At 38.7% G+C, this 14,567-nt stretch carries 9 protein-coding genes; 3 read left to right on the forward strand and 6 right to left on the reverse strand.

The features are described 5' to 3' along the window. Positions 1-204 precede the first annotated feature (204 nt). Complete coding sequence (locus QNI15_RS11330) at positions 205-2,442, forward strand: carbohydrate binding family 9 domain-containing protein (RefSeq protein WP_314031831.1); 2,238 nt, start codon at positions 205-207, stop codon at positions 2,440-2,442. 291 nt (positions 2,443-2,733) lie between these two features. Continuing rightward, positions 2,734-5,286, forward strand: coding sequence for a zinc-dependent metalloprotease (locus QNI15_RS11335; protein WP_313995450.1), 2,553 nt, complete (start codon positions 2,734-2,736; stop codon positions 5,284-5,286). Positions 5,287-5,415: 129 nt separating this feature from the next. Here QNI15_RS11335 and QNI15_RS11340 read toward each other — a convergent pair whose 3' ends face one another. Continuing rightward, a complete protein-coding gene (locus tag QNI15_RS11340) occupies positions 5,416-6,261 on the reverse strand; it encodes a universal stress protein (protein WP_314031833.1) in 846 nt (281 codons plus the stop codon). A gap of 244 nt (positions 6,262-6,505) precedes the next feature. Here QNI15_RS11340 and QNI15_RS11345 point away from each other — a divergent pair, with 244 nt between their 5' ends. Continuing rightward, a complete protein-coding gene (locus QNI15_RS11345; protein WP_313995454.1) occupies positions 6,506-7,900 on the forward strand; it encodes an MBL fold metallo-hydrolase in 1,395 nt (464 codons plus the stop codon). Between the two features lie 53 nt (positions 7,901-7,953). Here QNI15_RS11345 and QNI15_RS11350 read toward each other — a convergent pair whose 3' ends face one another. The 5 genes from QNI15_RS11350 to QNI15_RS11370 form a co-directional block, all read right to left on the reverse strand. Further along, positions 7,954-8,733 (reverse strand): phosphosulfolactate synthase, encoded by a 780-nt coding sequence (locus tag QNI15_RS11350; protein ID WP_313977234.1) that lies wholly within the window; start codon positions 8,731-8,733, stop codon positions 7,954-7,956. 99 nt (positions 8,734-8,832) lie between these two features. Beyond that, positions 8,833-10,236 (reverse strand): tetratricopeptide repeat protein, encoded by a 1,404-nt coding sequence (locus tag QNI15_RS11355; protein ID WP_313995456.1) that lies wholly within the window; start codon positions 10,234-10,236, stop codon positions 8,833-8,835. 80 nt (positions 10,237-10,316) lie between these two features. Continuing rightward, the gene (locus QNI15_RS11360) at positions 10,317-11,300 is read right to left on the reverse strand and encodes an NAD-dependent epimerase/dehydratase family protein (protein WP_313995458.1); all 984 of its coding nucleotides are present in this window, start codon (positions 11,298-11,300) and stop codon (positions 10,317-10,319) included. 87 nt (positions 11,301-11,387) lie between these two features. Further along, positions 11,388-12,131 (reverse strand): tyrosine-protein phosphatase, encoded by a 744-nt coding sequence (locus tag QNI15_RS11365; RefSeq protein ID WP_313977240.1) that lies wholly within the window; start codon positions 12,129-12,131, stop codon positions 11,388-11,390. Continuing rightward, positions 12,128-14,545, reverse strand: a complete 2,418-nt coding sequence (locus tag QNI15_RS11370) for a GumC family protein (RefSeq protein ID WP_313995460.1) — start codon at positions 14,543-14,545, stop codon at positions 12,128-12,130. Before QNI15_RS11370 ends, QNI15_RS11365 begins: the two co-directional genes overlap by 4 nt. Positions 14,546-14,567 lie beyond the last annotated feature (22 nt).

A 14,567-nucleotide genomic window follows, 5' to 3' on the forward strand; every position in this document is an offset into this window, starting at 1 on the left:
ATCCTGAGTTTAAAAGAGTAGTATATACCAACCACTTATCCTAATGGTAAACCATTGGTGGAATGATATTGACCAGACAGAAAAAATACTCAGTAAAGATCTGATATTTGTAATAAAAACACGTTAAAAATACCCAGAGCACAGAAATATCTATGGCATGAGATAGACACTGAGCTCTGTTTTTGTCTAAGCCTCATTTCATTTATGCGATTTCTCTACTTCATAAACATTCTTTTCCTATTTGTTCCTTTCATTTCCTATAGTCAGAATAGCGCAGCTATTTTTGCTCCGGATTCTATAAAACGAACCATTGAAGCAACAGAAATACCCTCCAATCTGAAAATAGATGGAAAGCTGGAAGAAGAATGGAAGCTGGCCAAACCAGCTACTCAGTTTTTTCAGGTAGAGCCTTATCAGGGTAAAACACTAAATTTCGATACAGAAATACGAGTGCTGTATAATAAACAGTTTCTCTATATATCTGCTTTTAACAAAGACAGCTTAGGTAAAAAAAGTCTGCGGGTCCCTGATTTTCGAAGAGATTTTTCGTCTCGTTCTCATGATCATTTTGGGTTTTCGATTGACGGATTTAATGATAAGCGAAATGCCATGGTCATGGTCACCAACCCATACAGCACACAACGGGATCTGCTAACATTTGACGATGTGTTATTTGATTTGGACTGGGATGGCCTCTGGCGCGTGCGTACACATCGTACAGATTCGGGATGGGTGGCAGAATTTGCGATCCCCTGGCAAACATTACGTTACCCCAGAACAGACTCCACAAACCAATCCTGGGGAATAAACTTTTTTAGAAACCGCCGTTATTCCAATGAATATTCAAGCTGGAACCCTTTTCCCAGAGCCTTTAGTCCATCTCGTATGGACTATGCAGGAACTCTGATTGGTATTAAACCGCCGCCACCCTCTCCAAACATACGGATACAACCGTATTTGTTAGTCTCTACCAAAAACTCCAATGGTTCAGAGATTGGAGATCATACCTCGACAGAAGTAAAACCTGGGGGAGAAATTAAGTGGGCCATTAATCCGAATACAGTACTGGACATGACGTTTAATACTGACTTTGCTCAGGCCGATGTGGACAGACAGGTAAACAATATTACCCGATTTGGGATATTCTTTCCTGAAAGACGTCAGTTCTTCCTTGAGAATGCCAGCTTATTCGGGGTTGGACAGGCACCCAATGATGATCTTTCAGGAGGCTCTATGCGTATCCAGCCATTTTTCAGTCGTCGTATTGGCTTGGATGATAGTGGCAATCCCATTCCTATAGATGCTGGTGCTCGTATGGTATATCGGTCTCTGAAACGCAATGCAGGTGGGATTGTCATGCGACAGCGAGGTACAGATGGTAGCCCATTGACACATTATGCTATTGGACGTTATGTAGAAAACATAGGTAAACAGAACCGTCTTGGAGGATTGTTTACAATGAAACAAACAGAATCGCTCCATGACACTAGTAGTGGCTATACCAACTGGGTAGGAGCAGCAGATGGCTTCTTCCGGATCAATGAATCAGCATCCTTTAATTTTATGGTCATGGGTTCAGCTTCTGGACGCTCCAATGATCAGGGATTTGCAGCCTATGCACAGTATTTCAGACGTACAAACAGATTGATTAGCTGGTGGACACAGTCTATTGTAACCCAAAACTTTAACCCAGAGGTAGGGTTTGTATCCCGAAACGATGTTATTGCGACTACTCCTGGCTTCTTCTTTCAGGATCGGGGAGCCTGGATGCCTAAATGGTTACGGGGCTTTGAACCCGGGCTAATGATAGAGATGTATCATAGAGCCACTACAGGTGAACTGATCGAATTTCAGTTTAACAGTAACCCTATATGGCTAAACCTACAGAATGGAGGATTCTTTGGAATTCTGATTAATCCAACTTTTCAGCGGCTGGGAGATACGGACGAACGCCCACTAGATATTACTATTACAAATGGCGTGTATAAATATGTCAGAAGCTCTTTTTACAGCTCCACTGATCCATCCCGGAAATTCACAGTACAATTGAATGGGGAAACAGGTGGATATTATGGTGGCAAGCTCCATTTCCTGGAGTTCTTTAGCCGATATTCCCCACTACCTCATCTGGCATTTACTTTTCGTTATCAGGCTAATTTCTTTCGAAACGTTGGTTCTGAAAATTTTAGTGATGATGTACAGCTCTATACAATTGATGGTCGTGTAGCACTGAATCCTAGACTACAACTAATTGGCTTTTATCAAAAAAATACATTAGGCAATCGGGATACCTGGAATGTGCGGTTGTCATGGGAGTTCAAACCCTTATCTTTTCTGTTTCTGGTATATAATAATCGGGCATATACGGGCACAAAAAATCCGGTTGAACGCCAGTATGAGCAGAATGTGATTGGCAAGATTACTTTCCTAAAGCAATTTTAGAAGCATCGTTTGTCTTAATTAATTATTTTATTGAGCCTAACGAGTATTTTAAATACGCGTTTTTTAGTATCACATCTCAGGTAAGACTATTATTTTAGCAAGTATACTATCAGATTAAAGTAGTTCTGGCTATACCATTGATAAGATAAATTTACAAGTTAGTGTAAAAGAACATAGATTTTTCCGAAAAACAGGTTAGTTTTCTGGTTCTGTTATTGAATCTCTAAAGCACTTTATATAAAAACAGTTCTCTTTCACTTTAATCAATTCATTTTCATCCAACAAACCCACATGTCGTTTACAAAAGTAAAAGTGTACTCTTTCTTTCTTCTCTGCACTATCTTATGGATACAGCCTGCAGCAGGTCAAAAGAAAAAGAAGCAGAAAGAAGCATCAACAACTCCACCCTCAGTATCCGTAACAGAGAGAAAAACAGGTCCGAAAGCGTATAAAGATGTAATTACTGGCAAGGCACAGACATCTAAAGGCTTATTTACTGTTCATAAAGTGGATGACAAGTATTATTTTGAGATCCCTGATTCTTTATTCAACAGGGATTTTATGACTATTACCCGAATCTCAAAAACAGCAACAGATCTCGGCTATGGTGGAGAGCAAGCCAATCGGCAGGTATTGCGATGGGAAAAAGGTCCTGAAAATAAGATCTTCCTGAGAGTCCCTCTTTTTATCAATGTCTCTACAGATACCATTCAGCCCATTTCGCAGGCAGTAAAAAATTCCAATATGGATCCTTTGGCGGCTGCTTTTGATATCAGAGCTATTCGTAAAGACACTTCTGTGGTTATTGATGTAACTGATTTCTTCAAAATGGACAATCAGATATTTTCCCTTACTCCAATGGCCAAACAAATGTATAAGATTACTGCATTGCAGACAGATCGCTCTTATATTGAGTCTATCCGGTCATTTCCTATTAATACAGAGGTCCGAACTATCAAAACCTTTGGAGTTACCCCTCCTACCCCTAGCATGGGTCCAAGCCCAAGTCCAATCCCATCTGTGAATCTGCCTGGCGGATCAGCAGCAGGAGTAATTACGCTTGAGCTGAACACATCTATGATTCTGCTGCCTAAAGTGCCCATGAAAAAACGCTTGTTTGATCCAAGGGTAGGTTTCTTTGCTAACGGATATACCGTGTATGACGATGCTTCCCAGCGTACAGACAGACAGACATTTGCCGTAAGATGGAGACTTGAAGCAAAAAATGCAGCCGACATCGAAAAACAAAAACAGGGACAGCTGATTGAACCTAAAAAGCCAATCATATTTTATATTGACCCTGCAACTCCTACAAAATGGAGAAAATACCTAAAACAAGGTGTAGAAGACTGGCAGGCGGCTTTTGAGAAAGCAGGCTGGAAGAATGCTATCCTGGCTAAAGATTTCCCAGCTGGCGATACAGCAAGTCTTGAGGATGCGCGTTATTCTGTAATCCGCTACTTTGCTTCAGGAATTGAGAATGCCTATGGTCCTAACGTACACGATCCACGTAGTGGAGAAATCATTGAAAGCCACATTGGCTGGTATCATAACGTAATGAACCTATTGCGTAAATGGTATATGATTCAGGGAGCGGCAGTAGATGCCCGTGCACGTAAACCTAAGTTTGACGATGAACTGATGGGAGAACTTATCCGCTTTGTATCTTCACATGAAGTAGGTCATACGTTGGGATTGCGTCACAATTTCGGTGCAAGCAGTGCTACTCCTGTAGAGAAGTTGAGAGACAAAGCTTTTATTGCCAAAAATGGCCACACTTCTTCCATTATGGATTATGCCCGCTTCAATTATGTAGCTCAACCTGAAGACGGAATTACAGATCTATTCCCTCGCATTGGCGATTATGATATGTGGGCTATAGAATGGGGTTATAAACCTATTTATGAAACAAAAACTGAAGAAGAAGATAAAGTTGCTCTTAACAAATTGTATAAAGACAAGGCAGAGAAAAACCGCCGCCTGTATTTCCTTACAGAAACCAATGCTTACGATCCTCGTGCACAAAGCGAAGATTTAAGTGACAACTCGATGACTGCCAGTGATTATGGAATCAAAAACCTCAAGCGTATTGTTCCAAATCTTGTTAACTGGACTAAAGAAGAAGCAGAAACCTATGAGTCTCTGACAGAAATATACAATGAAGTTGTAGGTCAATATCGTCGCTATATTGGACATGTTACCAAGAATGTTGGTGGTATCTATGAAACACCTAAAACATTTGATCAGGAAGGAGTAGTGTATGAAACAACGCCTAAAGCTATTCAAAAACAAGCTGTAACCTGGTTAAACAAACAAGTGTTCGAAACCCCAACCTGGTTACTTGATCCACAGGTTCTGAGTCGTATTCGTCCGGATCAGGGAGTAGAGGCCCTTAGAGTGATTCATGAAACAACTATCAATAACCTTTTTGATAATAATCGTCTGCAACGTCTTATAGAAACCAGTGTATCTAATACAAATGCCTATGCACTGGACGAACTATTTACAGATGTACAAAAGGGAATCTGGTCTGAACTGGCAAGCCGGAAACCAATTGACAACTTCCGCAGAAACCTTCAGAAGATATATGTTGAGAAGATGAATGCTATTATCAATCCTCCTTCAGGACCTTCTATGGCAGGAATGTCTTTTTCATTCCCCAATACTGTAGCTTCACCTACTCCAGATGTAAGAAAATCAGATATCATTTCTATGGCCAGAGGTAGCCTTACAGAGCTTCGGACACAGATCAAAGCTGCTATACCGGGTACAACAGACAAGATGAGTCGTTATCACTTACAGGATGTTCTGACACGTATTGACAGAGCTCTTGATCCAAAGTAATAAAGTCGCATGACGGACAATAAAAAAGGTGGGCAAAACCCACCTTTTTTATTGAAGTTATCTTAACCAAACCTGTGAGGGATAATAACCTCACGGGATCAGTCCCTTTTTATTTCGACTAAAATGAAATTACTCGTGAATATTATAAGTTAGTACAGGTATAGAAGCATGATTTACCACTTCTCCTGCAATGCTTCCATCCAGCATATAAGACATTCCAACACGTCCATGTGTAACCATCACAATCATATCTGCCTGTAGCCTTTCCGCATATCGGTTTATCCCATCAGCCTGACTATACTCATTAATAATAACAGTCTGGTAACTCTGCAATTCATACTTTTCCAGAAAGTTCTTCATACGTTCTTCTATATTAAAAGTCGTATCATAATTGATAGGTGTATTGACATACACTATATGAAGATAGAACTCAAATACATCCTGTAAATCTTTGATTTTCTGCAACAAAGGCTCTATCTCATCACTGAAATCGGTAGCCAGTACTACATTCCGTAACTGGAAACCACCCGAATGACTTCGCACAGAAAGGACAGGGCATGTGGCATATCTCACCACTTTCTCTGTACGGGAACCGATAAACATTTCATGGACTCCTGTATCACCTTTAGTTCCCATAACAATGAGATCTACACCCGAATTTTCGGCAATGATATTAGAGATATGTTTGGCAGTACTCCCTACCTGTACATCATATTCAACTTTTACTCCCTGTCTCTCAATGCCTTTCACTACAGCAAGCGCTTTTTCTTCTGCCTGGATAATCTGGCGGGATAGTCTGTCTTGTGCATTGTCAGGCAACAACAGTGAACCTTCATTGTACTCATAGGCATAAACCGATTGAATTACATGGAGCAATCGGATGCTAGCATTGGTCTTCTGGGCAATCGCAGTAGCAATCTTCACGGCATAGGTAGCCTCTTCTGAAAAATCTGTAGGAATGAGTATTGTTTCCATATATAATGTAGTTGAATTCTGGGGTTCAGATAATTAGTATCTCTCTAATTGGACAGCTAAATACGCCATTTCTCTGCAATAGAAGAATGATAATTCTTTTAGAAAGAAGTGACTTTCATCACTCTGAAACAGCTATAAAGAGCTCACTTTGCATCTGTCACCCTGCTACTGCAATGAATAAGGTCACTTTCGTAGCACAAATCAAAAATGTTGTATTTTGCAAACACTTTGTAACTCAACAACCATGGATATCTCAATACAATTTCTTGGGGCTGTAGGCACCGTCACAGGATCAAAATATTTGCTCACAGCTGGTAAACGAAACATTTTAGTAGACTGTGGCATGTTTCAGGGCTTGAAAGAACTACGTCTTCGCAACTGGCAACCACTTCCCGTCAATGTCCCAGCTATTGACACTGTTGTCATTACTCATGCTCATATTGATCATATTGGCTATCTGCCTCGGCTGTACAGAGAAGGATTCAGAGGACAAATTATCTGTACCAAAGCCACTAAAGATCTCATGCGCATAATGCTTCTGGACTCTGCCCGTTTGCAGGAGGAAGAGGCTGAATATGCCACCAGAAAAGGATACTCCAAACATCCAAAGCCAGAACCGTTATATTATGTGGAAGATGTAGAGGCAGTAATGCCTCTGGTTCGTGGCTATGACTTTAATACAACCATTGAGCTTCATCCTGAAGTTTCGATCCATTTCCGCTATGCAGGACATATTCTGGGGGCTGCCAGTATTGAAATGTTTATTCAGGGAGACACTCAAACAAAGAAAATCGTTTTCTCAGGAGATTTGGGTCGTTACGACAATCCTGTTCTTTTTGACCCAGCTACAATTAACGAGGCAGATGTACTGCTTGTTGAGTCTACTTATGGGGATAAAGAAAGTGCTACAGATCATCCCGAAGACAACCTTGCCCGAGTTATCAATGAAACGCTGGCACGTAAAGGATGTATCATCATTCCTTCTTTTGCAGTAGGCAGATCACAAACTATTTTGCATTACCTGCAAAAATTGGAAAAAGCATCCAAAATCCCTCCGCTTCCTATTTATCTGGATAGCCCAATGGCCGTAACGGTGTCAGAGTTATATGCTAAACATCTGGAAAGTCACAAACTTCCTCTTGATCAGTCAGACAATGATATCTTCTTTTTGAAGGATTTACATTATATAGAGAAAGCACAGGACTCAAAAAAACTGAATACAATTGAAAGTCATTCGATAATCATTGCATCCAGTGGTATGTGTGAAGGCGGACGAATTGTACATCATCTGTATCATCGGCTCCCTAATCCCAATGACACTCTACTACTGGTAGGGTATCAGGCGGAAGGGACACGTGGTCGAAAAATACAAAATGGAGAGCCAGAAATCCGTATGTTTGGCCATCAGGTACCTGTCAACTGTAAGGTAGAAAGTATTAGTGGGCTTTCAGGACATGCTGATCGTAAAGAACTTTTACATTGGCTTTCTTCATTCCAGGAAAAGCCAAAGAAAGTATTTATTGTACATGGAGAGCCTGATACTGCTCAGGCATTTTCGAAAACAATTAAAGAGACTTTCAACTGGGAGTCCCACATCCCGGCATACAAAGAGACTGCGGTTCTCTTTGAAGGAATCTAGATCAAAAAAATAAAACGCCACTCTAAACATATAGTGGCGTTTTATTTACTGACTTATTTGCCAATTTTTTCCATATCCAGAAAATGCATAAAAGTATCTCCACGCAATCCTAAACGAATCGTTTCCAATGGAATAATTTCATTAGGAGCAATATTTCCCAAATTCACATTAGCACCCAGCAACTTAATAAACCATACTTGCTGAGCCTTCTGTGGTGCTTCCCATAGAATTTTTTCGGATGGGATTTTTGTCAAAATTTCTTCTACTAACCCAGAACGAACCTCCCCTGTAGATCGGAATAACCCTACGTTACCACTTTCCCGAGCTTCTCCGATTACTTTCCATGCTCCCGCATCCAATTCTTTCTGCATTAGAGCAATCCACTTGTAAGGCGGTATAATTTTCTGATCATCTTTTGAACCGACTTCAGATAGAACAGTAGCACGTTGAGCAAGCTTATTGATATACTCACATTTTTCATCATGATTCATGTCAATAGATCCGTCTGATACTTCTGCATAAGACAGTTCATACTTATCCAACACACGCAAATAATCTTCAAACTGATTGCGGATTATAAATGCTTCAAATAAGGTTCCGCCAAAGTATACAGGTAATCCCGCTTCCTTATATAGATTTATTTTCTCTTTTAACTTGGGCGTAACAAAAGAAGTTGCCCATCCCAATTTCACAACATCTACATATTCTCCGGAGGTTTCTATAAAATCTTCAGTTTCACGAAGGCTTAATCCTTTGTCCATTGCCATGGTTAAGCCAAAATCTCTGGGCTTTTCTGTTCTGTCAGGAAGGTGTTTTAGTTCGTAGTTTTTCATGCAAATTTATGTTTGACATTTTGCGCCTGCAATTTATCATTTGTTATCAGATGTCTCACAAAAGATAATTCTTTGTTATTTCCGAATGATAAAAGGCACTTAGCGCCGATATTGATCAATGATCCTGTATAAAGCTTTTTGTTTTTCCAGTTCGGGAAAGAATTCAAAAAGCATAGGATGACGATCAAACCCCAAAATTAGTGCATTTTCCAAATATTGAAATGCTTCTTTATATCTTCCTGCATTAATTAGATAAGCGGTGGTATAATAATATAGATCTGCATTTTCAGGTAACTCGCCAATTCCTTCTTCTGCCAGATCTATAGCCTTCAGATAATCGCCCTGTTCATAGTGTAACATAGACCATTCCAGCCATACTTCTGGATTTGTAGGGTCCAGATTGGCTGCATTTTCATACGCTTCCAATGCTGATACAATATTACCCACCTGTGCTTCCGAATGGGCTGCACCCAGCCAATAATCTGCAATTTCTCCATTCAGCTGTATGGCCTTTCTGAAAAAATGAATTGCTTCAAACCATTTCTCCTGCATATCAAGGCAAACTCCCACCCCATACCATCCTTCATCCCATTGAGGATCTATTTTTATTGCTTTCTGATAGCTAAGAAGTGCTTTCTCATATTGTTCCAGTTCCTCATATGCAGCACCCAGACAACAATAGGTGTCAGCATTAGGATTTTCGTTGGCTATTGTCTTCTCATAACAATGTTTTGCAGATTCAAAATTACCCAAATTCATATGAGCATTTCCCATATTATACCAGGCAGATGCAAAATCATCTTTGATCAGCGTAGCATATTCATAGGCATGAACAGCATCCTCATATTTCTGTAACTTGCTATAGGCAATTCCCAGATTATACCAGGCATTATGAGAATACGGATCAGTATCAATGAAGTTTTTATAGAAAGCCAGGCTTTCCTCCAGTTGTCCTGTTACATCAAGGCAGAAAGCAAGTTCATATAATGCTTGTTCATGATTAGGATTTATCTGAATAGCCTTTTTGTAATACTCAATAGCCTCCGAATATTTATGCCATTGCTGATAAGTCCATCCTATCTGAAAATATACTTCATCTTTCTCCTCTGTCCAGGAGAGAACTTTTTCCAGAATCTCAAGTGCAGTTTCAAATTCTCCTAAGGAAGCATACAACGCACTCTGCATAAAAGAGATATCAACGTTATTTGGATGAAATAACATGGCTCTTTCCAAAATATCCAGTGCATCCTCTGTATCACCTGTATCAGCCAGAGCATGAGCTTTCTGGATCATAATCTCTGTTGAATAGGGATATTGTTGTAATGCCAGATCACATGTAGTAAGTGCTTTCTGGAAGTTATGTTTTTCTATGTATTCACGGATAATCTCTTCATAAGCTTCTACTTCTAAAAATATTGCTTCCTGATTACGAAGCATTTCTTCAAAACGCCTGACAACACTGCTGTGGCCTTCGTCTTCTTTATCTACAAAGTCCGGTTCCATTCTAAAATTTAAATATATGAACAAGAGAATGAAGAAATGGGGATATTTATAATTCTGAACGGCAAAAGTCTTATATTATTCTATTTCTCATTCATTCTCTCGACCAAAGTTTTACAAGTCCAATTTACTGTATCTGTTAGTTCTCTATATGTGAAGTGAAGTTCATTCTTTAATTTATCATTCTTATAGGTATAGTGTGTCTGTGCAATTCGTGCAGTTTCACGTGTTAGCAAAGGTTCTTTATCAGAAAACAAGCTTTTAAACCATTCTGCCCTCCACCCTAATTCTGCCATCCAGGTGCGTACTGGCCACACAGGAGGCCGTTTATTAAATTGAATTGCTATTTTCTCTAACAACTCACGATAAGTTACCGTTCCTGCATTCAAGATAAACTTTTCTCCTGTAATTTTGCCAGTTGACAGGGAAAAAATCGCTTCTGCCACATCTCGTACATCTACATAATTAACAAAACCTTGCGGATACAATTTATTTTCATTTAACACATACCGAAACAACTTTGTACTACTCTTTTCCAATTCTCCCGGGCCAAGTACTACTGAAGGATTGACTATAACGGCAGGTAAACCTTCTGAAAAAGCCCTCCAAACTTCTACTTCTGCCAGATATTTGGTATATGCGTAGTTTGTGTTCAGATCGGACTCTTCCCACATTGTACTTTCATCCAAGACGGTTTGTTTCTTCGTTCTACCTAAAGCAGCAACAGAGCTAATAAAACAGAATTTCTTTATATCCTTTTCAAGACACACATTTACTATATTGGTAGTACCTTCCACATTGGTCTGAAACATCTCAGTTTTGCGATGGGGAGAAAAGGAGACTATAGCAGCAGTATGAATCACAATATCATCATGCTGTATAGATTTTTCCAGAAGAGACAGATCAAATATATCCCCTTCTACCCAATCAATCTGACTAGCAATATCTGCCACCAGACTCAGATCACTTTGCTTGCGATGTAGTGCTCTCACAGAATATCCTTTTTTTAAGAATTCTCGAGCAATAAAGCTACCTAACAAGCCATTACATCCTGTAATAAAGACCATGGAACGAAATAAAAAATCCACCAGAAGGTGGAGATACGTTTATTCCGTCAAAGATAGCATTTTACTAAGCAAAACGCGGAAAAATGTCTATAAAGTATTATTTAATAGCTCGAGAGTAAGAAGTCGGGCATAATACTTCTTTGTCTGTGTTGCTTGAAGAGACTGAATATGCTTCATCGAATGACAATCTGTTCCTGCAAAATGGACCATACGGTTGTCGATTAGCTTTTCAGCAACCATTTGAGCAGGAATAGAATAATATCCGGATAAGGAACTTATGTTAATCTGCAGAAATACTCCCATCTCATATATTTCCTTCAGTTTAGCAAAGTTGTCATGAAGATAAATATAACGTTCAGGGTGAGCCAGTACAGGTTTATAGTTCTGTGATTTTAATAAAAATATAGCTTCCTGTAACTGAACCGGTTGGTTAATATAGGAAGTCTCAAACAATACATATCCATCGCCAAATGTAAGAAGTGGCTCCTCTCTCCGCAATTTTTCCATAAACCACTCATCCAGATAATATTCAGCAGCAGCTTTAATTTCAATATTCCATTTTCTTTGATTTACTGCCAGTTGTACTTTTATCAGTTTTTCATGTATGGTTGCCGGGGTATTCTTATAAAAATCCCCCATTATGTGCGGAGTTGCTGTAAGTTTACGATATCCCATATCGTAAAGCTCTTTGATCAAATCCAATGACTGCTCAAGATTTTTAGCCCCATCATCTATACCTGGAAGTACATGCGAGTGCATGTCTGCTACCAGTGGTACAGATCGCAGGTAATCACTTTCCTCTTTTGCCGTCTTTTTAAAAAATGAAATCATTTATTTTTAACTAACAACCCCTTCAATTTATCTAAACCTTTATTTACTTCATCATCATTTTCGTAATACTCATTATATCCATACCCATACCCATAGCCATAACCATACGTATTCAGGTTCCGGAATGCATTTAGTACGACTGCTAATTTACTAAAGTTATTGTTTTTAATTAACTTATTAATATTTTTTACGAAAACTCTTTTTGAATAGTCTGCACGTAATACATAAATAGGTAAGTCTGCTTTACGCATTACCAGAATCCCATCTGTAACAAGACCAATCGGTGGAGTATCTATAACAATAACATCATATGATTGGTGCAACTCTTTCAAAAGATTATCAAACTCTGGTCGTAAGATAAGTTCCGAAGGATTAGGAGGTGTTGGTCCTGCAGCAATAAAATCCAGGTTTTCTATAGGAGTTTTACGAATACATTCTGTCAAGCTATGTTTCCCAATCAACAATGTACTCACCCCATTATAATTCTCTTCTTCAAAGGCTAGATGTACCTTGGGTCTTCTCATATCCAGATCCAATAATACGACCCTAGCACTGGATAAGGCAATTACTCCTGCCAGATTTAAAGAAACAAATGTTTTTCCTTCCCCACTAATGGTAGAAGTAACAGTAATAATTCTTTTCTTCTGTTGCATCTGAAACATGAAATCAAGATTGGTTCTCACAGATCGAAATGCTTCACTAATAGAAGATTTTGGATTTTGATAAACCAGCAATCTTGAGTTTTCCAGCTTCTCCTTCATATATATCGGAATCACTCCCAAAACTGGAGCCACTGTGGCATGTTCTAATTCTTTCTGGCTGGAAATAGTGTCATGGAGCAGATATTTGGTACCAATAAGAATCAGATTGAATATAATACCAGCAAATAAACAACTAGCATAAACAATCCACTTATTAGGTGAAATGGGCATAAAAGGTAAGCTTGCAGGAGCTAAAATAACAAAATCCTCTTTTGTTCCAGCTTCTGCAATTCCTAACTCCGCCTTCTTGTCAATCATGAGCAAATGATATTTTTCTTTCAGATCTCTCAGACGTTTTACTCTATTGTAATCTGTACTCTTGGAGGGTAAAGCAGCAAATGAGCTTTCTGTAGTACCTATTTCGTTATTTAATATACTAAGACGTTCATTTAGTACCTTCTTTTTCTGACCAATAAGAGAGATTAAACTATTACGGGTAGTTGAAATCTGAAGGTCTTTCGACTGAATAGCATAAGTTGTTTCCCTATAACTTTTTGATAACATAGCTTTATCCTGGGAGATTTTATTAAGCTCTGTTATCAATGCTGAAATATCTGTATCTGAGAGTAAAGGAAGAGATGAAACAATAGGTGAAACATCTTTTTTCTTGGTTAAAGACTCATTTAAAGAATTTAGTATCGAGATTTGTGTTAGAAGTTCTGTTTTGACTTTAGTCAATTCATCTAATTTTTCGGAATACCTCTCAAGTTCTTTAGTAATATCTGATGACTTATTTGATATAACGAACTTTTCCAGATCGCTTTCATATGCCTCCAGTTCTTTTTCTACTGAATTAATCTGTTTATCAAGAAACTCTATTTTTTGTTTATTTGCCTTATTTTTTAACTCTTTTGTCTTCTCCAGATAAACTGTATCTATTTTATTGACAATATCCTGAGCTTTTCGAATACTTGCATCCTTAAAAAATACTCCAATAATATTAGCGGAAGGATTAACAACTTCTACACGCAGATTGCTTCCAATATAGTTACTTAGTGCGTCATGGCTATTGATAGTAAAATAGTACGCACCATTATCTCGTTCTGCCAGATAATATGGAGTTTTATTAATTGTGAAATTAAAAGCAGAAGTCTTTATAGGTACTCCAAAAGTATAGGTACTACTATAATCTACTCCTCCAATTGTATAACTAAGTGTAAAGGAATCTTTATTGAGGATTGTAATATCAAATGGGATATTATATACTAACGGATTATTAATCTCATAGCTTACTTTTATAGGTGCACCGCCATATCGCTCTTCATTTTTAATACGACTACGTCCATAAGCATAATAACTCACACCCAAATCCATTTGCTTAATTACCTCATCATAAATAATACTGGAACGTATTAATTCGATCTCACCTGAGATATTTGTAGCAGACTCTCCAGCAGGATTTAGCATTGGGAGTCCCAAATCAGTAGCCTCTTGCCTGATTTCCAGTTTCAGATTAGAGGCAGATTCATAAATGGGAGTTGTATATCGTAAAAACAGATAGCCACCTAACAGGCATAAGAAAGGCAATAGAAGTAGCCAGAACCAACTTTTTTGAATTATACTCCAGATCTTCCCAAAATCAATACCAGCAAGCAGGTCTTCCTGCTCCTCATTGACATCTGTCCCCGAATTGGTCAAATCTTCTGCTTTCATAACACTACCACTTTCACAGTTA

The organism is Xanthocytophaga flava, assembly GCF_030068545.1.
GTDB lineage: Bacteria > Bacteroidota > Bacteroidia > Cytophagales > 172606-1 > Xanthocytophaga > Xanthocytophaga flava.